The following is a 20343-nucleotide window of genomic DNA, read 5'->3' as shown; positions in this document are numbered from 1 at the left end:
CGAGCAAGCCCGCTCCCACATTTTTGACCGGCGCTGTGTTTAAGAACGGGCCAGAGTCAGCAACCGCTCACGCCATTCAGCCTTGGCCGGCAGTGCCAAAAAGAATGGATTCAACAGCGATTCCCGCGCCGGGTAACTGAACGGCTGCCCATTCAATTCCAGCACTTCACCGCCCGCTCCTTCCAGCACACCCTGTGCCGCAGCGGTGTCCCACTGCGAGGTGGGCGCCAGGCGCGGGTAGCAATCGGCGCTGCCCTCAGCCAACAGGCAAAACTTCAAAGAACTGCCGATATTGGCCAGCTTCAACTCGCCCAATCCGGCACTCAAGCCAGCGAGCAAGCGATCCTGTTCAGGGCTCGTATGGCGACGACTGGCAACCACGGTAAATGCTTCACCGCTCGCCGGGGTCTGGCGCACCTGGATTTGCTTGGGCGCAGCACCTACATCGGAACGCCAGGCACCCAGCCCGGCCCCCCCGAAGTAGCACCGACCACTGGTAGGCATCGACACCACACCGAACACCACGCGGCCTTTTTCGATCAGCGCGATGTTGACGGTGAACTCCTCGCTGCCGGAGATGAATTCCTTGGTGCCATCCAGCGGGTCCACCAGCCACCAGCGCTGCCAACCGGCGCGCACGCTCTGGTCAATGTCCGCGTCTTCCTCCGAGAGCACCGGAATGCTCGGGTCCAGGGCAGTCAGCCCGGCGAGGATCAAGTGATGGGCAGCCAAGTCGGCGGCAGTGACCGGTGAATCATCGGTCTTGGTGGTGACGGCAACATCGGCGCGCCAATACGGCAGGATGACCTCGCCAGCCTGGCGGGCCAATTCGATCGCGGGGGCAATAAACGGGTGACCCAGGAACAGTTCGCTCATGGCTGGAACGCTCCACGTTGAGTCAACAGGTCGCGTACCAGGTACAGCGCGGCCAACGCGCGGCCCTCGCTGAACTGCTCGTTCTGCGCCAACTGCGAGAGCTCCCGCAGGTTGACCCGGTCGACGCGCATCGGCTCGGGCTCGTCGCCTTCCAGGCGCTCTTCATACAGTTCGGTGGCCAGCACCACCTGGATTTTCTGGCTCATGTAGCCGGGGGACAGCGACAGCTCGGTGATGTGCTCCAGCTGGCGGGCGCCGAAACCGGCTTCTTCCTTGAGCTCACGGTCGGCTGCCGCCAACACGTCTTCGCCCGGTTCGATCAGGCCCTTGGGCAGTGACAGTTCATACTCGTCGGTGCCGCCGCAATATTCTTCGATCAGCAACGCATGGTCCGAGTCGATCATCGCCACGATCATCACCGCGCCATATCCGGCACCCCTGCCCACCAGGCGCTCGTAGGTCCGCTCCACGCCATTGGAAAAGCGCAATTGCACTTCCTCCACGCGGAACAAACGGCTACTGGCGACTATTTCGCGGGCGAGGACGGTGGGTTTCTGGCGCATGAGCGGCTCCTTGGCGTGATCGGGTTACTATACCGTGGCTTTTCCGATTGTCTGTGTCGGATATCTTTTCTTACATGAGTGTTCTTTATGCCTCCATTGCCCTGGCACGCCATCGACACCGTCCTGCTGGACATGGACGGCACCTTGCTCGACCTGCACTTCGACAACCATTTCTGGATGGAGCACCTGCCCCAGCGCTATGCCGAGTTGCATGGTGTGAGCCGGGCCATGGCCGAGATGGAGCTGCAGCCGCTGTTCGAGCGTAACGCCGGACAGTTGCAATGGTATTGCCTGGATTTCTGGAGCGCCGAACTCAAGATCCCGGTGCGCGAGCTCAAGCTGGAAACCGCGCACCTGATTGCCTTGCGCCCGGATGCCGACACCTTCCTGGCGGCGATCAAACAGGCGGGCAAGCGGGTGATTCTGATCACCAATGCCCATCGGGATTCGCTGTCGTTGAAGCTGGAACGCATCGAGTTGGCGCCTTATTTCGAGCGACTGATCAGCTCCCATGACTATGGTTTTGCCAAGGAAAACCCGCAGTTCTGGGACGCCCTGCACGCCGACATCGCCTTCGACCCGGCCCGCAGCCTGTTTATCGACGATACCTTGCCGATCCTGCGCAGCGCCCGGGATTTTGGCGTGGGGCACTTGCTGGCGGTGAAGGAACCGGACAGCCGGAAGGGGCCCAAGGACACGGCGGAGTTTGCAGCGGTTGGGGATTACCGGGACTTGATCGTAGGTTTGTAACAACACTGAAGGTCCAATGTGGGAGCGGGCTTGCTCGCGAATACGGTGTGTCAGCCACTGAATATATTGACTGATCCACCGCTTTCGCGAGCAAGCCCGCTCCCACATTGGGTCCGCGGATTACTCAGGAATACGCAGCGTCTGCCCTGGATAGATTTTGTCCGGATGGGACAGCAGCGGCTTGTTGGCCTCGAAGATTTTGTTGTACTGGTTGGCGTTGCCATACACCGCCAGCGAAATAGCGCTCAGGGTGTCGCCCTTTTTCACCACGACAAAGCGGGCCGCCGCGACAGCAGGACCGGAAACAGTGATCTGGTCATCAACACTCGCAACGCCGGCGATGTTACCCAGCGCCAGCAATATCTTCTCTTTCTCTTCCTGGCTGGCGACTTCACCTGTCACGGTCACCTTGTCACCGTCGACGGTGGTTTGCACATTGGGGTTACCCAATCCAACCTTGGCCACGTGCTCTTTTAACTGCTCGCTCGCGTTGGCATTACCCGGTGTCAACAGGTCAATCAACTTCTCGCCTGCTTCCTTAACAAAGCTTAAAAGACTCATGGTGCGCTCTCCTTGGGATTTAATTTCCAGATGCCAAAGACTAGACCAGTCCTACAGAATTGGGTTCCAGCCTGACCAAAGACCCAAACACGCTAGAATCCCACCGCATTGGAATAAGCCCGGAGCGAAGATGGACATCAAACAGCTGAAATTCCTCATCGCCCTCGACGAAACCCGTCACTTCGGCCAGGCGGCGGCGCGCTGCCACATTACCCAGCCGACCCTGTCGATGCGCCTGCGCAGCCTGGAGGACGAGCTGCAGTTGCCGCTGGTCAATCGCGGGCAGCGCTTCGAAGGCTTTACCGCCCCCGGCGAACGCGTGCTGGCCTGGGCACGCACGGTGCTGGCGGCCTATGACGGCTTGCAGGCCGAGGCCGCTGCGTGTCGCGGCAACCTGGTAGGCACGTTGCGCCTGGGGGTGGTGCCGTTGTCGAGCTTCGATCCGCTGGCGTTGATGCAGAAGCTGCACAAGGAACACCCCAGCCTGCGCTTTGAGTTGTCCGCGTTAAGCTCCGAGCAAATACTTGAACAACTTGCCAGCAACCGCCTGGACCTCGGTGTGTCGTACCTCGAGCGCCTGGACGCCGAACGTTTCGACTCCCTGGCCCTGGGCGAAACCCGCATGGGCCTGCTGTACGACCAACGGTTCTTCAGCTTCGGCGACAAGCCCCTGAGTTGGGAGGCGCTGATCGAACTGCCCTTGGGCATGCTCACCAGCGGCATGCACTTTCGCCAGTCCATCGACCATAACTTCCACAGCCGTGGCCTCAACCCGCAGCCGCTGTTGCAGACCGATGCCGTCCATCAATTGTTACAAGCGGTGCACGGCGGCCTGTGTTGCGCGGTGATGCCACTGGACGGCGGCCTCGACGCCCTCACCGAGCACCTGCGCCTGCAACCCATTGAAGATGCTCAAACTTTGGCTCGCCTGGGGTTGATCATGCGCCGCAGTGCACCCCGTTCGGCCTTGGCGGAAGCGTGTTTTGCGCTGTACCAGAAATCGCTGATCGAGACTTGATCGACGGCATCTATCGGTAGATCAGTACTGACGATTAGACGCGACCCTTTGTCGCGCCTAGTCTTACAGCTGAATACTCCCGGTGGTAATGCCCAATGAACGCCCAGCGCCCAGTCTGCGCGGCGCCCGCCCTCGAAACGCCCGCGCCCGCCGCCAGCCAGAGCTACCAGTTTTGTAATCTCGAACACACCGAATCGGCCCGCACCGCGCTTGCCGAGGAAGTTGCGTTGGCGATTGCCTATAACGACATCAGCCAGGCGGTGATGCTGGTGACGCCGACCGACCTTGAAGACTTTATCGTCGGATTCAGCATCGGTAGCGGCATTATCGAAGACGTTAGCGACATTTATGACCTGAAAATCAGCGGTTCGGGCTCGACCCAATACGCTCAGGTGCAGATTTCCAGCCGCGCGTTCTGGAATATGAAGCAGCAGCGCCGGCAACTCGCCGGCACCAGCGGCTGTGGGCTGTGCGGCGTAGAAGCCGTGGAGCAGGCGCTGCCCAACCTCAAGGTGTTGCCCGGCGCGCCGTTGCCGCCTGCCGAATGGCTGGATGGCCTGCGCCAGCGCATCAGCGCGTTCCAACCGCTGGGCCAGTACAGCGGCGCGGTGCATGCGGCGGTGTTCATGAACAACCAGGGCGAATTGCTGCTGGGCCGTGAAGACATCGGTCGGCATAACGCCCTCGACAAGCTGATCGGTGCGCTGATCCGCCAAAACATTCCGACCGACGGCGGCCTGGCGATTGTTACCAGTCGCTGCAGCCTCGAACTGATCCAGAAAGTCCTGCGTGCAGGCATCCAGACCCTGGTCAGCCTGTCGTCGCCCACCGGCCTGGCCCTGCAATGGGCTCGCCGGCACAACCTCAATCTCATCCACCTGCCGCAGAAAAGTGCGCCGCGGGTCTATAGCCCTGCGATGGAGAATCAAGCGTGAGCAATCATCATCAAGCCGACGACAAACCCACCCCGCGCTACAAGCCCTATAAAGGCCCGGCGGGTGGTTGGGGCGCACTGATCAGCGTGGCGCAAGCCTGGCTGACCAGCGACAACGCGCTGAAAAACATCCGCATGATGCTCAAGACCAACCAGAACGGCGGCTTCGACTGCCCGGGCTGCGCCTGGGGCGACTCGCCGGAAAGCGGCATGGTCAAGTTCTGCGAGAACGGCGCCAAGGCGGTCAACTGGGAAGCCACCAAGCGCCGGGTCGACGCGGCATTCTTCGCCAAGCACAGCGTCAGCGCGCTGCTGGAGCAGAGCGACTACTGGCTGGAGTACCAGGGCCGCCTGACCGAGCCGATGAGCTACGACGCCGAAACCGACCGTTACAAACCCATCAGCTGGGAATCGGCTTTCGACTTGATCGGCAAGCACCTCAATGCGCTGCCAAACCCGGACATGGCCGAGTTCTATACCTCGGGCCGGGCCAGCAACGAAGCGGCTTACCTGTATCAACTGTTTGTGCGCGCCTACGGCACCAACAACTTCCCGGACTGCTCGAACATGTGCCACGAAGCCAGCGGCGTCGCCCTGGCGCAAAGCGTAGGCGTGGGCAAAGGCACCGTGACCTTCGATGACTTCGAGCATGCGGATGCGATTTTCGTCTGGGGCCAGAACCCCGGCACCAACCACCCACGCATGCTGGAGCCACTGCGCGAAGCGGTAAAACGCGGCGCCCAGGTGGTGTGCATCAACCCGCTGAAAGAGCGTGGCCTGGAACGCTTCCAGCACCCGCAACACCCGCTGGAAATGCTCACCAACGGCGACAAGCCAACCAACACCGCCTACTTCCGCCCGGCGCTGGGAGGCGATATGGCCATCCTGCGGGGCATGGCCAAGTTCCTGCTGCTGTGGGAACGCCAGGCCCAGGCCGAAGGTAAGGAGGCCGTGTTCGACCACGACTTCCTCAACGAACACACCGCCAACGTGCTGGATTACCTGGGCAAGATCGACGACACCTCATGGGATGAAATCGTCGAGCAGTCCGGCCTGACCCTGGTGGAGATCGAGCAAGCGGCGCGCATGTACGCCAAAGGCAAGAACGTGATCATGTGCTGGGCGATGGGCATCACCCAGCATCGCCACTCGGTGCCGACCATCCAGGAAATCGCCAACCTGATGCTGCTGCGCGGCAACATCGGCCGCCCGGGCGCGGGCCTGTGCCCGGTACGTGGCCACAGTAACGTGCAGGGCGACCGCACCATGGGCATCAACGAACGCCCGCCGGTGGCGTTCCTCGATGCCCTGGAGCGTCGTTTCCAGTTCCAGGTGCCGCGCGATAACGGCCACAACGTGGTGGAAGCGATTCACGCCATGCTCGAAGGCCGCTCCAAGGTCTTTATCGGCCTGGGCGGCAACTTCGCCCAAGCCACGCCGGACAGCCCACGCACCTTTGAAGCACTGCGCAATTGCGACCTGACCGTACAGATCAGCACCAAGCTCAACCGCAGCCACCTGATGCATGGCAAGGACGCGCTGATCCTGCCATGCCTGGGCCGCACCGACATCGACATCCAGGCCGAAGGCCCGCAAGCCGTGACCGTTGAAGACTCGTTCAGCATGGTCCACGCCTCCAACGGCCAGCTGCAGCCGCTGTCGAAACAGATGAAATCCGAGCCTGCGATTCTGGCGGGCATTGCCGCCGCCACCCTGGGCAGCAAGCCGGTGGACTGGAACTGGCTGGTGGCCGATTACGACCGTATTCGCGACCTGATCGCCGACACCATTCCGGGCTTCAAGGACTTCAACGAGCGCCTGAAAAACCCGGGCGGTTTCTACCTGGGCAACTCGGCTGGCGCCCGTCGCTGGAACACCCCGTCGGGCCGCGCCAACTTCCGCCCGAACATCCTGCCCAAGGACCTGGTGCACGAACGCACCCGCAACACCGGGCAATTGCCGGACCTGATCATGCAGTCGATGCGCTCCCACGATCAGTACAACACCACCATCTATGGCCTGGACGACCGCTATCGCGGGGTCAAGGGCCAGCGGGATGTGTTGTTCGTCAACGAAGCCGACATCATCCGCCTGGGCTTCAAGCCGGGGCAGAAGGCTGACATCGTGTCGATCTGGGACGACGGCCGTGAGCGTCGGGTGAAGGGCTTTACCTTGCTGGCATTTGATATTCCGGCGGGGCAGGCTGCGGCTTATTACCCGGAAGTGAATCCGCTGGTGCCGCTGGAAAGCACGGGGGATGGCAGCCATACGCCTACGTCGAAGTTTGTAGCGATCCGCCTGGAAGCAGCGAGTGCAACCGGCTTGATCATGGCGAAGTCGGCCTAAGCGACACCTCGCCACAGACAGCACCCGAGTTTCTTACGGGCACAAAAAAGGCCGCTTTTGCATAAAAGCGGCCGTTCCGAAGTAACTAAAGACTCGCAAAACTCATTTAAGTTCCTCATACAAAACAGTAACTTAGAGAATTGTATACAACCCATACCACTGGTCGGGTTTCGATTGTCACCGTCTCGATACAACCTCAGGATCGCGCCGTCATCCTCTTGAGGTTCCTCTATGAAGTTCTCCTCGATTCTCTTGTTGTCCCTTGGCCTGGTCAGTGGCGCAGCCATGGCCGGTGGCACCACCGAAGCCGGTGTGGGCGGCGCATTGGGCGGGGTTCTAGGTTCTGTCGTAGGTCAGCAGTTGGGCGGTAACACTGGTTCAGCTATCGGTGCGGCTCTTGGCGGCGCAGGCGGCAGTGCGGTGGGCGCAGACAAGCGCAGCCGCGGTGAAGCAGCCATCGGCGGCGCATTGGGCGCGGCCGGCGGCAACGTGGTGGGTCGCAGTGTCGGCGGCAGCACCGGCAGCCTGATCGGCGCAGCAGCCGGCGGTGGCGCCGGTGGCGCACTGGGCAACTACATGGGCAACAAGAGCGATGACGATGATCGTCGTTACCGTGGGCGTGATAACCGCCGCTATGACCGCGACGACCATCGCGGGCGCGGCCATGCTTATGGGCATCGCAAAAACAAGCATCACTATCGCCACCACCGGTAACGCGCGAATCGAAAGAACAACGCGGGTTTAATGTGGGAGCGGCGGTGCGCCGCTCCCACATTTGATTTTCATTGCTTCGCAGATCGTATTCAGATCACCAATCGCTGTAACGCCTCGCGCAACATCCCCGGGATCGTCACCGGCTGGTTCGACGCCCGATCCACAAACACATGCACAAACCTCCCCGCAGCACAGGCATCTTCTTCTCCCGCCTTGAACACCGCCAACTCATACTGCACCGAACTGTTGCCCAACTTGCCCACCCGCAGGCCGATCTCGATGCGGTCCGGAAAGGCAATCGAGGCGAAGTAGTCGCACGCCGAACTCACCACAAACCCAACCACTTCGCCGTCATGAATATCCAACCCGCCCTGCTCGATCAGGTAGGTATTCACCGCGGTGTCGAAGAAGCTGTAGTAGGTGACGTTATTCACATGGCCATATACATCGTTGTCGTGCCAGCGCGTGATGATCGGCTGGAAGTGGCGGTAATCGGCGCGTTGTGGCATGGCGTTGGTCATCGGTAAAACCCGGGCAGGAGGAGGCTCTCTTGATACTGGGTTCAAGCACTACCCGCAAGCCTAGGTTGGGCTTTGCTCAATCGTTTGCTGGACGCACGCCATACGCTTGAGCGCTTGATCCGTCTCGGCCGATTGCTGCAGGCACTGGCGATAGGCGGTGATATAGGTCTCGACGGCAGCGCTGGCCTGCTGCGGCGTGACCCGCGCCAGATACTCCACGAACGAACGCCGGCCGATCTGGAAGTGTTGGTAATCCAGCGGAAAATCCCAATAACCACCCCAGGTCAAAAAGCCGTGTTCGGCGAACAGGTCAATCACCTCTTCTGCCCGGCCAGGGCGCGCCGGCTTGCCGGGGCGGGCATCCAGGCGGTTAACGGCATTTGCGGTACTTGCCCTGGGCTCAACAGTGGCCTGGCCGGTGAATTCACCTCGCGGGTTACGCCCGAACAAAACGAATGGGTTTTGCAGAGGGTTAAGGTCAATTGCGGCGCCATAGGCGTGCAGCGACCACCCCGAAGCGCCACTGACCTGGCGCCCATTAAAACCACTGGTATTGTTGCGGGCCATCGAGACCTTGTCGTTGCCTCGATAGGTTTCCAGCCTGACCGCCTGATGCACCGGGAACCGACGTTGCAGCAACTGCCTGAAGATCTCCTCCACATGGGGTGCGATGGCATCCAGCACCACGAGCTGCCCGTTGTTATGCAGCACTCCGCCAAAGTCCACATAGCTGAACGTCACCCGCGCCAGGCGTGCGCAGGGCAATGGATTGGCGGCGGTGATAGTGTTGCGAAGCTGCATCTGCCGACAGTCATTCACGCTCAACGGGATGACCGAGGCCAGCGTGCCTTGTGCGACCAGCAACCCGGCGAACAGCAAGACGCCGGGGACAACACCACGAGAAAAACCAAAAGCCATGGGCAATTCCTTTGCAGAAGAAGTGAAGCGTCAAACCTTCTCACCTGCGGGCACGGTCCGGCTGTCGGCGGCGTCTGCCACTGGAAGGGAAAGCGCGACCCTCCAGACCGGAAATCAGAGTGCCTCCAACCCTGCCTCCGCCCATTCACGAACCTCTGCATAGGGATACTCCTCCAGTACCGCGAAACCTGGAATCCCTCGTGCCTTCAGCTTGGTAAACAACGGCACGCTGAGACCGCATAAAAACCGTGTCAGCCGCTCCGCGCTCGGCAAGTCGCCGCTGTATTCATGGTGGCTGTGGATAAATTCACCGCACAGCGCGAGAAAGTTTTTATCCACAAGCGGCGGCAAGTTCGGCGGCGCCGGCAAGTGGGCGACGTTACCGTGGCACACCGAGCAGTGCCCGCACTGCCGGGGCGCGTTTTCATCGCCGAAATAGTGCGCCAGGCGGTAACCCAGGCACTCCTCTGTGGCGAACAGATCCAGCATGGCGTGAATTCGCGCCACCTCCGTCACCTCATGCTGCTTGAAGCCTGTGTATAACTCCGTGCTCAGCGCCTGTGGATCGAAGTCGGTATACAGCAGGGCGTAAACCTCGGTCATCTGCCGGCTTTCCATCTCGATCAGGCCTTGTTCCTGAAAGTAATCCAGGGCCTTCACCACCCGGCTGCGCTCGGCCTGGTGCTGTTGATACAGCGCGTCGAAGTCCACCGTCGCCCAGGTTTTCGCCCGTTTGCAGACCTGGATAATCGCTGCGACAAACTGCTGCCGCTCGCCGGTAAAACGCGCCAGCAATGCCTCTGGTTCAATCAAATACTTGAAGCGGTATTCGGCATAAAACGCGTAGCGCGGCGCAATCACACCCTTGAGTTCAAGCTGCACGAGCAAGGTCTTCAGCGGTAGTTCACGGATGTTGCTGTGGTCCGACAGTGACCGGAGCATAAACTCCCACTGTCCATCGGCACGGACCGCCTGTATTTCCTCCAGGACTCGGCGAATACCTTCCTGTTCCGGCGTATCGCCGTACACAAAGTTTTCCAGGATATTCAGGCTGTCGCGGTTGGCCAGAACCAGACACTCAGACGGCTGCCCGTCACGCCCGGCACGGCCGATTTCCTGGCTGTAGTTCTCGATGGATTTGGGCAGGTCGAAGTGCACCACGTTGCGGATATCGCTTTTGTCGATGCCCATGCCGAAGGCAATGGTGGCGACGATGCAGTTGGACTGCCCGCCCATGAATCGCTTCTGAATGGCTTCCCGCTTATCGTGAGCCAGGCCCGCGTGATAAGCCTCGGCCTGGATTCCATTGCGATTCAAATGCTCGGCAATCTGCTCAGCGGTTTTTTGCAGCGTGACGTAGACGATGCTTGGCTGATTGGCTCGCTCCTGCATCCACGTCACCAGGCGTCGTCGCTTGTCCTGGCCACTGACGGGCTCAACCAGCAGGTTGAGGTTGGAGCGGTAGAAGCCGGTGGTGATCACATCGTCAGGTGCAATGGCGAACTTGGCCTGCATGTCGGCGATCACCTTGGGCGTCGCCGTGGCGGTCAGCAGCAGCGCCTGGGGGATGCGGAACTGGCGCTGGTAATCCGGCAGCTTCAGGTAGTCCGGGCGAAAGTTATGGCCCCATTCGGAAATGCAGTGAGCCTCATCCACCACCAGCAGCGAGATCGGCACGCTTTGCAGGAAGTTGCGAAAGCGCTCGTTCTTCAAGCGCTCCACGGAAACCATCAGGATCTTCAGCTCGCCCGAACGCGCCCGGGCCATGACGTCATTGGCATCATCGCGGCTCTGGGCCGAGTCGATGCTGCCCGCCGAGATACCGTGGCGCTGCAGGAAACCCAACTGGTCCTGCATCAGCGCCAGCAACGGCGACACCACCAGCGTCAGGTGCGGCAGCAACACGGCGGAAAGTTGATAACACAGGGACTTGCCGGAACCGGTGGGAAAAATCGCCGCCGCCGAACGGCCGGCCAGCACGGCACTGACCACCGCCTCCTGGCCCAAACGAAACTGTGGATAACCAAAGACCTGTTGGAGGGTGTTGTGCATAAGCTGTCACTCCATTGACCGCTGAACGAGCCCAAAACATAGACCAGCGGATTCAGCGAATCGAGAAAGGTCGCAAGGAAAAAAGAGTCTGGATGATACACAGCCTGGGAAGTGGAGTAGGCACCCGTAAGAATCGTTCCAACCTTACGCGGGACGCATCTCGAAACTCATTGCGCTACAATCAACCTTCGCACCGAGAGGACGCTGTCATGGCCGAACTGACGTTTGAGCAAAAGCAGGATCACTACGACAAGATCCGTCGTTCCAACTACCTCGCCAGCCTGCGCCTGGAAGGGTTCGACACCCAGCCCGCCGACGTCGACAAACCCCTGCCGACCCGCGAAGCCGTCCTCGCCAAGTACCGCAACACCCCACGCTGATGCTCGACAAATATGGCGTGGGCCAGGACCCGTACTGCTACCCCGGTAGCAGCGTCCTGCGTAACCGCCTCGATTTGTTCGACGAAGAACGCCTGCACCAGGCCGAGCGGGAACTGTCTGAAATCGCTGTCGGCAGCCTTCCGCTGTATCCCCCGCCCTACGACCTGGAACGCCTGCAACACATCCACCGCACCCTGTTCGCAGACATTTACGAATGGGCCGGGGAACTGCGTACTGTCAACATCCAGAAAGGCGACACGCTGTTCTGCACACCGGAGCGTATCCCGCCTGAGGCGAGCAAGATCATCCAGCACATGGCGCAGGCGAACTGGTTTGTCGGGGTTACCCAGGCAGAGTTGGTGACGCAAATTGCCGAGGCCTATGGCGACCTCAACGTGATCCACCCGTTTCGCGAAGGGAATGGCCGGGCGCAGCGGATTCTGTTCGAGCAGATCATCGTGAATGCCGGGTTTTCAGTGAACTGGTGGCTGGTGAAGAACGCAGCGTGGATACCGGCGAACATTGATGCGGTGGCGTGTGATTATCGGGGGTTGGAGGCGATTTTCGAGCGGTGTATCAGCACCCCGCGCTAGCCCCGATCGTTCCCTACGCTCCGCGTGGGAATGCCGCCAGGGACGCTCCGCGTCCCGTCATCCGCGCACGACCCAAGCCATGAACACTGGTGACGCGGAGCGTCACGGGATGCATTCCCACGCGGAGCGTGGGAACGATCAAATGTGGGAGCTGGCTTGCCTGCGATAGCGGAGTGTCAGACAACACCTTTACCACTGAAACACCGCCATCGCGGGCAAGCCCGGCTCCCACATTTGACCAGTTTCGTTTGAAGGATCGCGGTGCCATCGATAAAGTCGGTCGCCTCCACCCACTCTCGCGTAACCACCATGAACCTGGCCCCCAACTTCCCCGAAGACATCGCGATGCAGCAGCTCCTGCAACTGCTGCATGAAGAAATTGGCCTGCCTGAACATAAGACGCTGCGCCTTGAAACGGCCATCAACCTGGACCTGGGTTGCGACGGCGCCGAAGCCAATCAATTGATGGAAGCTCTGGAGCAAGGCTTCGCTGTCGACTTGAACGACTACGACGCTTATCGTTATTTCCAACCTCCCGTCTTCGATGTCTTCCTGAAGCACAGAGCCAAAGGCCGCGGCGACAAAATCCCGCTGACCATCGGCATGCTTTACCTGGCTATCAAGGCCCAACGCTGGGACACGCAAACCCTGGAAAACCTGAGCGAACACAAACCCCAAACACGCTGAAGATCAACTGTGGGAGCCGGGCTTGCCCGCGATGAGGCCCGGACAGTCAGCACACCTATAAGCCAATACACCGCAGCCTTCAAAAAATAACAAGGACCTTACATGGACGTACTAATGGGCCTGCTGGCCGCCCTGCTCTGGGGCGGCACGGACTTCCTCGTGGGCCTCAACGCCCGAGCTGTCGGCGTCAAACGCGCGGTGTACTTCGGCCAGGCGCTGGGCTTCCTGATCATGACCCTTCTGCTGGTCATATTCCCGGCCTTCCTCGTCAAATCCCTCGCGGCGCCTTTGAGTGTGTGGCTCCTGGGAGCCGCAGCAGCCCTGCTGACCGTCTCCGGCGCCCTTGCGCTGTCCAAGGCCTTCTCGCTGGGCAAAGCGGCGATTGTCGCGCCGCTGGTGACGTCCTACGGTGTCGTGACTACTTTGCTGTCATGGGCCAGCGGCGAACACATCAGCCTGATCCAACTCGGCTGCATCGCTCTCTGCGTAATTGGCGTGATCCTGTCCAGCATTCACAAGGACAATGGCGTCCCTCACAACAGTTCCAGCCGCTCAATCGCCTACGCGATGCTCGCAGCGTTGCTCTACGGCACAAGCTTTTGGGTGCAGGGCCGCTACACCCTGCCGACGCTTGGCCCGGTCACGATGCTTTGGCTTGGGTATTTGGTTGGCCTGTGCGTCCTGGTGTTGATGGTGCTTAAGATCAAAGACGGCCTGAAAATCCCACCGCTGAAAAACTGCGCAACGCTGACCAGCGCGAGCCTGATGAACCTAGGTGGGTTCTCGGCGTTCTCGTGGGGCGCAATGGCGGGGTCGGTTTCCGTGGTGACGGTGATCAGCACCCTGTCCGGTGGGATCGCCGCGATTCTGGGGTTTGTGTTTTTCAAGGAGCGGCTGTCAGCGGTGCAAGTGACCGGTGTGGTGCTGGTGTTAGTGGGAGCCGTGGTTCTGCACCTCGTCGACTGATCCTTCGCCCACAAAAAAGCCGCCCACTAGGGGCGGCTTTTTCACAACGGCCGAATCTTACAACTTCGGACCCGCAGCCTTGATCGCATCGCTCACTTCAAACTTCTTGAAGTTCTCGATGAACAGACCCGCCAGCGCTTTCGCCGCTTCATCGTAGGCAGCCTTGTCAGCCCAAGTGTTACGTGGGTTCAACAGGCCAGTCTCGACGCCCGGTACAGCCAATGGCACGTCCAGGTTGATGGTGTCCAGGTGCTCGGTCTCGGCACCAATCAACGCACCGCTCTGGATCGCTGCAATCACGCCACGGGTGGTCGGGATGTTGAAGCGCTTGCCAACGCCGTAGCCGCCGCCGGTCCAGCCGGTGTTGACCAGGTAGACCTTGGAGCCGAAGCCGCGCACGCGCTTGATCAGCAGTTCTGCGTATTCACCAGCCGGGCGTGGGAAGAATGGCGCGCCGAAGCAGGTGGAGAAGGTCGACTTGATGCCGCCGCCCGAACCCATTTCGGTCGAGCCCACCAGAGCGGTGTAGCCGGACAGGAAGTGGTACGCCGCTTGTTCTTCGCTGAGGATCGACACGGGCGGCAGTACGCCGGTCAGGTCGCAGGTCAGGAAGATCACAGCGTTTGGCTCGCCACCGAGGTTTTTCTCGGAACGCTTGGCCACGTGCTCCAGCGGGTAGGCGGCGCGGCTGTTCTGGGTCAGGCTGACGTTGGTGTAGTCGGCGTGCTTGGCATCGTCGATCACCACGTTTTCGAGCACGGTGCCGTGCTTGATGGCTTTCCAGATCACCGGCTCGTTCTTCTCGGACAGGTCGATGCACTTGGCATAGCAACCGCCTTCGATGTTGAACACCACACCTTCGCCCCAGCCGTGTTCGTCGTCGCCGATCAGGTAGCGGCTTTCGTCGGCGGACAGGGTGGTTTTACCGGTGCCCGACAGACCGAAGAACAGGGTCACGTCGCCGGCTTCGCCGATGTTGGCGGCGCAGTGCATCGGCAGCACGTCGGAGGCCGGCAGCAGGAAGTTCTGCACCGAGAACATGGCTTTTTTCATCTCACCGGCGTAACGCATGCCGGCGATCAGGACTTTTTTCTGGGCGAAGTTGAGGATCACGCAACCGTCGGAGTTGGTGCCGTCACGCTCTGGCACGCATTCGAAGTTGGCCACGTTGAGCACTTGCCACTCTTCACGACCGGCCGGGTTGTACTGGGCCGGGTTGATGAACAGGCAACGACCGAACAGGTTCTGCCAGGCAGTCTGGGTGGTCATTTTCACGGCCAGGTAGTGGTCTTCTGCAGCCCCTACGTGAACGTGGGAAACGAAATGCTCTTGCGCGTTGTTGAATGCCTCGACGCGAGCCCACAGGGCATCGAACTTGTCGGCCGGGAACTTGCGGTTGATCGGGCCCCAGGCAATGGCAGCCTGGGTGGAAGGCTCTTCAACGATGAAGCGGTCGACTGGCGAACGGCCGGTACGGTGACCGGTTTCTACGACCAGCGCACCGGTATCGGCAAGCACGCCTTCACCGCGCTGCAGGGCTTCTTTGACCAGATCGTCAACACTCAGATCGGTGTATACGGCGTTATTGGCTTGCGTCATGAGGTTCCCCGTCGGCCAGTGGCCGAGTGCTCCAAACGTTTTGTAGTAGAAAGTTGCGCACTACTACCGCGAAAAAAGTGGGCCGGATTATGCCAGAAAAGCCCAAAAAGAGTAGGGCCCTCCGGTCAGAACGGCGGAAATCCGGCGTTTGTCAGGTGATTTACCTGTGCTTAAACGTTTTAGTGGCGGGTGCCTGAAGGGGTGTCTACGCCCGCGCCGGCGAATAATTGAGCAATATCGGCAGCGTCGAACAGGTAGCGCTGGTTGCAGAACTGGCAGTCGATCTCGATGTTGCCACCGTGCTCCACCACCAGGTCCTGCGCATCTTCCAGGCCCAGGCTGACCAGGGCAGTGGCCGAGCGCTCGCGGGAGCAGCTGCAGTGGAAGCGCAGGGACTGCACGTCGAACAGGCGCACGGCCTCTTCGTGGTAGAGGCGGTGCAGGATGGTTTCGTTATCCAGGCCCAGCAACTCTTCGGCTTTCAGGGTGCCGGCCAGGGCGGTGATGTGGGCCCAGCTGTCGGCGCGGTCTTCTTCGTCCTTGATGCGGTCGGCCGGCAGTTGTTGCAGCAGCAGGCCACGGGCGCGCTTGCCGTCGGCGTTGAGCCAGAAGCGGGTGCCCACTTGCTGGGACATCACGAAATAATTGGTGAAGCAGTCGGACAGGGTTTCGCCGTCGAGGTCGACGATGCCCTGGTAACGCTGGCCTACCGTCGGGTCGACGGTCAGGGCCAGCACGCCGTCAGGCATCAGGTCAGCCAGGGTTGCATCGACGGCGATGCGGTCGGCGTCGTAGCGGGCCAGCCCACGGATTTCGCGCTCGCTGGAGCATTCGATCATCAGCAGCGGGATCGGGCCTTCGGAGCGGGCCTGCAGGATCAGCAAGCCATCGAACTTCAGGGTGCCCACCAGCAGCGAGGCAGCCGCCATCAGTTCGCCGAGCAATTGCGCGACCGGCTCCGGATAGGGGTGCTTGGCGAGGACTTCGGCATAGCTGCGCTCCAGGGCGACCAGTTCGCCGCGGGCGTCGCTGTCGTCGAAGATGAAGCGTTGGGTGAAGTCGGTATCCGGTAGATCAGTCATAGGTCTGGGTATCTGAATTGATGACAAAAAGATGACAAGGTTTATAGAATTACACGCTTTAGCACCGTTTTGGTGCGGCCTTCTGCGGGAAAACGAAGCGCTTTAAAGCTAAGAGGAAACAGTTTATGAACAATCCGGGTTTGTTCCAAGCCAGGTGGGACCTCGGTCGATTGGCCCTGTGTAATTTACTCGCTGTGGGGCTGCTGTGTTTTTGGCTCTGGCCGGCGGGCCAGGCGCTCTGCACGGTTTTCGACGAGTGGCTGTTTCATCTGCTCAATGACCCGCTGGCAAGCAGCTCCGCGTGGCTGCATGTGTGGGCGGTGGCCAGTTTGCGGCCGTTTGACGCGGTGGTCGGGGTGATTCTGCTGACGCTGTTGATCCGTGGCGACTGGGTGTTCAAGGCGATTGAAGTGCGCCAGGCGTTTTTCGGCTTCCTGGGCATTCTGCTGCTGTTGCTGTTTATCCGCATGCTGTTTTCCAAGCTGGCAGCGCAGATGGGCTGGCAACACCATAGCCCGTCGATGGTGATCAGCGGCGCGATTCAGATGAGCGACTATTTCCCGGGCCTGGAGAAGACATGGGAGTTGAAGGACCGCTCCAGCCAGAGCTTCCCGGGGGATCATGCATCGGTATTGCTGATCTGGGGGATGTTCATGACCGTGTTTGCCAAGCGGATCGGGCAGGTGCTGGTGATCTGGGGCTTGGCGCTGCTGTTCATGATGCCGCGGCTGGTAGCCGGTGCGCATTGGGGGCAGGACGATTATATCGGTGGGGTGTTGCTGGCGCTGTTGGCGTTGGGCTGGGGTTACTACACGCCCTTTGCAGCGAAGGTTTCGCGGGGGCTGGTGCGAGTGACGGGCCCGGTGTTTGAGTTGTTTCGGCGAGTACCGCTGGTTAATCGCTTGAGCGTGATTCGCAGCGTTTGAGTTGAAATAGCAGGAGCTGACCTGGCTCCTGCGGTCTGCCGATTAATCATCATTGCCACTGCCGCGAAACTTGAACAGGTCGCGCCGCTGTTTCTTGCTTGGCTTGCCGTCGGTGGTCATGCCCAGGGAGCCGGCCTTGCGCATGGCCGCCGCGTTTTCGCGCTTGGCGATGCTGGCTTCTGTCTCGGTATACAACGCCTGCGCCTCGGGAGCGCCCCTTCGCACAATTGAAAGCGCCTGGACCACGACGGTTCGTTCATCAAACCCGGCACGGATCTGAAACTCATCGCCGATGCGTGGCTCCTTGCCGGGCTTGCAACGCTCGCCGCGCCAATGCACCTTGCCACTCTCGATTGCCGCCTTGGCCAAGGCACGGGTCTTGAAGAAACGCGCCGCCCACAACCACTTGTCCAAACGGACTTTTTCTTCCTCTTCCTGCTTCTGAGCCACTTGAATTCCTCGCTCTGAAAAATGTCGCAACTTTACCGTTGAAACCCTTCAACGCATAAACCCTTGAGCTCACCTAAGATACGCCAGGTAGCATCCTGTTTTCGCGAGGTTAACGTGTGACCGACTTTCCCATTTCACTGACCTCGCCCAAACAAGCCTGTGCGGGCTGCCAGCAAAGTGAGCCGCTGGGCTTTGAGTTCGCCTTTGCGTATCAGCCTATCGTGGACCTGCGTAACCAGTCGATCTTTGCCCATGAAGCCTTGGTGCGCGGCGTGAATGGTGAGGGCGCGATGTCGGTGCTGGATCAGGTCAACGACAGCAATCGCTACCGTTTCGACCAGCAATGCCGCACCCGCGCGATCGCCACCGCTTCGACACTCAACATGCAGACGCACCTTTCAATCAACTTCATGCCCAATGCGGTCTATCGACCAGAACTGTGCATCCGCAGCACCCTGGAGGCGGCCCGCGCGCATAATTTTCCGTTGGATCGGCTGATTTTCGAGACCCTGGAAAGCGAGCATGTAGATAACTATCGCCATTTGACGAATATTCTGCGTGAATACCGCGAATTCGGCTTCAAGACCGCCATCGACGATTTCGGGGCGGGCTATTCGGGGCTGAATCTGCTGGCCGATTTCCAACCTGACCTGATCAAACTCGACATGGCGCTGATCCGCGATGTCGACCGTGATCGTGTCCGTCAGGTGATCGTCCGGGGGATTGTCACAATCTGTGAGCAGTTGGGCGTTACTGTCATCGCCGAGGGCATCGAAAGTGCCGGCGAGCGGGACTTTCTCGCCGACTGTGGAATATTTCTGATGCAGGGCTACTGGTTCGCCAAGCCTGCATTCAAAGCCCTGGCCGAGGTATCACCCGCCGCCTGGGCGAATTAATTGCCGGTTATTCATATTGAAGACATTTGACCATTTGACCGTTGTGGGTCTGCGTGAGTGGGTGGCACTTCCCGACTTGGGAGTGGCAGGCCTGCGCGCCAAGATCGACACCGGCGCCAGTACCTCAAGCCTGCATGCCACCGAGATCGAGCCATTTGAGCGCGACGGTGCAAAGTGGGTGCGCTTCACCGCGCACCTGGGCAGCGTGGTGCAACTGCGTCACCGGCGCTGCGAAGCACCGCTGGTGGCGATGAAAACCATTAAAAGCTCCAACGGCCAGGCCCAGGTGCGGTATGTGATCAGCACCACCCTGGCCCTGGGCGATCGGGTATGGCGGGTGGAATTCACCCTCGCCTGCCGCAAGGCCATGCGTTACCGCCTGTTGCTGGGCTCCAAGGCCCTGATTGACGGCCAACTGGTGGTCAGTCCCGGCGTCAAATACGTTCAAGACAAGCCGGTGTTCCCGGTCTCTATTACCTCTGCCACAGGTGCTGCATGAAGATCGCTGTGCTGTCGCGTAACCCGCGTCTGTATTCCACCCGTCGCCTGGTCGAGGCCGGCACCGAACGTGGCCATGAGATGGTGGTGATCGATACGTTGCGCGCCTATATGAACATTGCCAGTCATAAGCCGCAGATCCACTACCGGGGCAAACCGCTGGAAGGCTTCGATGCGGTGATCCCGCGTATCGGTGCTTCCGTGACGTTCTATGGCTGCGCGGTACTGCGCCAGTTTGAAATGATGGGGGTGTCTCCCCTCAATGAATCGGTGGCTATCGCCCGTTCGCGGGACAAGCTGCGCTCGCTGCAGTTGCTATCGCGCCGTGGCATTGGCTTGCCGGTCACCGGCTTTGCGCACTCCCCGGATGACATTCCCGACCTGATCGAGATGGTCAACGGCGCGCCGCTGGTGATCAAGGTGCTGGAAGGCACCCAGGGCATCGGCGTGGTGCTGTGTGAAACCGCGACTGCGGCCGAGTCGGTGATCGAGGCGTTCATGGGCCTCAAGCAGAACATCATGGTGCAGGAGTACATCAAGGAAGCCGGCGGTGCGGATATCCGCTGCTTCGTGGTGGGCGACAAGGTGATTGCCGCGATGAAGCGCCAGGCCAAGCCGGGTGAGTTTCGGTCCAACCTGCACCGTGGCGGCAGTGCCAGCCTGATCAAGATCACCCCGGAAGAACGCATGACCGCACTGCGGGCAGCCAAGGTCATGGGGTTGAGCGTGGCGGGTGTGGATATATTGCGCTCCAACCACGGGCCGCTGGTGATGGAGGTGAACTCGTCACCGGGCCTGGAAGGAATTGAGACCACCACCGGCAAGGATGTGGCGGGGATCATCATTCAGCATCTGGAGAAGAGTGGTGGGCCGAATATGACCAGGACCAAAGGCAAAGGTTGAGGACACCCAACCTGTAAAGCACCGCAAAACCAGTGTGGGAGCGGGCTTGCTCGCGAAGGCGGTGGATCAGTCGACATTTCTATGGACTGACCCACCGCCTTCGCGAGCAA

The 20343-nt window shown here is 60.3% G+C and carries 22 protein-coding genes; 13 read left to right on the top strand and 9 right to left on the bottom strand.

The annotated features are described in order from the left end of the window. Positions 1–39 precede the first annotated feature (39 nt). Both cysQ and nudE read right to left on the bottom strand, forming a co-directional pair. Positions 40–876, bottom strand: a complete 837-nt coding sequence (cysQ, locus tag HX817_RS17995; RefSeq protein WP_003213220.1) for a 3'(2'),5'-bisphosphate nucleotidase CysQ — start codon at positions 874–876, stop codon at positions 40–42. After that, positions 873–1439, bottom strand: a complete 567-nt coding sequence (gene nudE, locus HX817_RS17990) for an ADP compounds hydrolase NudE (RefSeq protein ID WP_003213218.1) — start codon at positions 1437–1439, stop codon at positions 873–875. The genes cysQ and nudE overlap by 4 nt, the downstream gene beginning before the upstream one ends. 87 nt (positions 1440–1526) lie before the next feature. On the opposite strand from nudE, the gene yrfG reads away from it, so the two are divergent. Next, positions 1527–2189, top strand: a complete 663-nt coding sequence (gene yrfG / locus HX817_RS17985; protein WP_003213217.1) for a GMP/IMP nucleotidase — start codon at positions 1527–1529, stop codon at positions 2187–2189. A gap of 120 nt (positions 2190–2309) precedes the next feature. Here the strand turns inward: yrfG and lysM are convergent, their stop codons facing one another. Beyond that, a complete protein-coding gene (gene lysM / locus HX817_RS17980; protein ID WP_003213215.1) occupies positions 2310–2750 on the bottom strand; it encodes a peptidoglycan-binding protein LysM in 441 nt (146 codons plus the stop codon). A gap of 130 nt (positions 2751–2880) precedes the next feature. Between lysM and HX817_RS17975 the strand changes: the two genes are divergently transcribed. The 4 genes from HX817_RS17975 to HX817_RS17960 all read left to right on the top strand — a co-directional run bounded on the left by HX817_RS17975 (position 2881) and on the right by HX817_RS17960 (position 7762). Continuing rightward, positions 2881–3768: a LysR family transcriptional regulator gene (locus HX817_RS17975; RefSeq protein WP_177040750.1), complete on the top strand. Its 888-nt coding sequence runs from the start codon at positions 2881–2883 to the stop codon at positions 3766–3768. A 95-nt stretch (positions 3769–3863) separates the two neighbouring features. Then, on the top strand, positions 3864–4703 hold the full coding sequence (gene fdhD, locus HX817_RS17970; protein WP_177040748.1) for a formate dehydrogenase accessory sulfurtransferase FdhD: 840 nt from the start codon (positions 3864–3866) through the stop codon (positions 4701–4703). Beyond that, complete coding sequence (locus HX817_RS17965) at positions 4700–7048, top strand: FdhF/YdeP family oxidoreductase (protein ID WP_003213210.1); 2349 nt, start codon at positions 4700–4702, stop codon at positions 7046–7048. Before fdhD ends, HX817_RS17965 begins: the two co-directional genes overlap by 4 nt. Before the next feature lie 231 nt (positions 7049–7279). Beyond that, positions 7280–7762: a glycine zipper domain-containing protein gene (locus HX817_RS17960; protein ID WP_008435777.1), complete on the top strand. Its 483-nt coding sequence runs from the start codon at positions 7280–7282 to the stop codon at positions 7760–7762. Positions 7763–7851: 89 nt separating this feature from the next. Here HX817_RS17960 and HX817_RS17955 read toward each other — a convergent pair whose 3' ends face one another. The 3 genes from HX817_RS17955 to HX817_RS17945 all read right to left on the bottom strand — a co-directional run bounded on the left by HX817_RS17955 (position 7852) and on the right by HX817_RS17945 (position 11253). Then, positions 7852–8283, bottom strand: a complete 432-nt coding sequence (locus HX817_RS17955) for a thioesterase family protein (protein WP_003213207.1) — start codon at positions 8281–8283, stop codon at positions 7852–7854. Positions 8284–8343: 60 nt separating this feature from the next. Then, entirely contained in the window at positions 8344–9201 is an 858-nt protein-coding gene (locus HX817_RS17950) for a M15 family metallopeptidase (RefSeq protein ID WP_003213205.1), read from the bottom strand. 114 nt (positions 9202–9315) lie between these two features. Then, positions 9316–11253, bottom strand: a complete 1938-nt coding sequence (locus HX817_RS17945) for an ATP-dependent DNA helicase RecQ (RefSeq protein WP_177040746.1) — start codon at positions 11251–11253, stop codon at positions 9316–9318. A gap of 209 nt (positions 11254–11462) precedes the next feature. On the opposite strand from HX817_RS17945, the gene HX817_RS17940 reads away from it, so the two are divergent. The 4 genes from HX817_RS17940 (at position 11463) to HX817_RS17925 (ending at position 13879) form a co-directional block, all read left to right on the top strand. Next, complete coding sequence (locus HX817_RS17940; protein ID WP_003213201.1) at positions 11463–11633, top strand: YhfG family protein; 171 nt, start codon at positions 11463–11465, stop codon at positions 11631–11633. Beyond that, positions 11633–12226 (top strand): putative adenosine monophosphate-protein transferase Fic, encoded by a 594-nt coding sequence (locus HX817_RS17935; RefSeq protein ID WP_003213199.1) that lies wholly within the window; start codon positions 11633–11635, stop codon positions 12224–12226. Before HX817_RS17940 ends, HX817_RS17935 begins: the two co-directional genes overlap by 1 nt. A 309-nt stretch (positions 12227–12535) precedes the next feature. Beyond that, positions 12536–12913: a DUF1493 family protein gene (locus HX817_RS17930; protein WP_177040744.1), complete on the top strand. Its 378-nt coding sequence runs from the start codon at positions 12536–12538 to the stop codon at positions 12911–12913. 114 nt (positions 12914–13027) lie between these two features. Next, positions 13028–13879: a DMT family transporter gene (locus HX817_RS17925; protein WP_087692724.1), complete on the top strand. Its 852-nt coding sequence runs from the start codon at positions 13028–13030 to the stop codon at positions 13877–13879. Between the two features lie 57 nt (positions 13880–13936). Here the strand turns inward: HX817_RS17925 and HX817_RS17920 are convergent, their stop codons facing one another. Both HX817_RS17920 and hslO read right to left on the bottom strand, forming a co-directional pair. Then, the gene (locus HX817_RS17920) at positions 13937–15478 is read right to left on the bottom strand and encodes a phosphoenolpyruvate carboxykinase (protein ID WP_003213191.1); all 1542 of its coding nucleotides are present in this window, start codon (positions 15476–15478) and stop codon (positions 13937–13939) included. Positions 15479–15657: 179 nt separating this feature from the next. Next, positions 15658–16560, bottom strand: coding sequence for an Hsp33 family molecular chaperone HslO (gene hslO, locus HX817_RS17915; RefSeq protein ID WP_177040742.1), 903 nt, complete (start codon positions 16558–16560; stop codon positions 15658–15660). Positions 16561–16685: 125 nt separating this feature from the next. Between hslO and HX817_RS17910 the strand changes: the two genes are divergently transcribed. Beyond that, positions 16686–17486 (top strand): phosphatase PAP2 family protein, encoded by an 801-nt coding sequence (locus tag HX817_RS17910; protein WP_134325547.1) that lies wholly within the window; start codon positions 16686–16688, stop codon positions 17484–17486. A gap of 42 nt (positions 17487–17528) precedes the next feature. Here HX817_RS17910 and HX817_RS17905 read toward each other — a convergent pair whose 3' ends face one another. Then, complete coding sequence (locus HX817_RS17905) at positions 17529–17936, bottom strand: RNA-binding S4 domain-containing protein (RefSeq protein ID WP_003213184.1); 408 nt, start codon at positions 17934–17936, stop codon at positions 17529–17531. Positions 17937–18052: 116 nt separating this feature from the next. Between HX817_RS17905 and HX817_RS17900 the strand changes: the two genes are divergently transcribed. From HX817_RS17900 to rimK, 3 genes are read left to right on the top strand one after another with little or no spacing between them, the layout of a single operon-like run. After that, positions 18053–18832 (top strand): EAL domain-containing protein, encoded by a 780-nt coding sequence (locus HX817_RS17900; protein ID WP_134325546.1) that lies wholly within the window; start codon positions 18053–18055, stop codon positions 18830–18832. 34 nt (positions 18833–18866) lie between these two features. After that, positions 18867–19331: an ATP-dependent zinc protease gene (locus HX817_RS17895; protein WP_177040797.1), complete on the top strand. Its 465-nt coding sequence runs from the start codon at positions 18867–18869 to the stop codon at positions 19329–19331. Next, a complete protein-coding gene (gene rimK / locus HX817_RS17890; RefSeq protein ID WP_003213178.1) occupies positions 19328–20233 on the top strand; it encodes a 30S ribosomal protein S6--L-glutamate ligase in 906 nt (301 codons plus the stop codon). Before HX817_RS17895 ends, rimK begins: the two co-directional genes overlap by 4 nt. Positions 20234–20343 lie beyond the last annotated feature (110 nt).

The organism is Pseudomonas sp. C6002 (genome assembly GCF_013385805.1).
Lineage (GTDB): Bacteria > Pseudomonadota > Gammaproteobacteria > Pseudomonadales > Pseudomonadaceae > Aquipseudomonas.
Note: the sequence above shows the minus strand (reverse complement) of the source record. Positions and strands in the feature narration are given on the sequence as shown.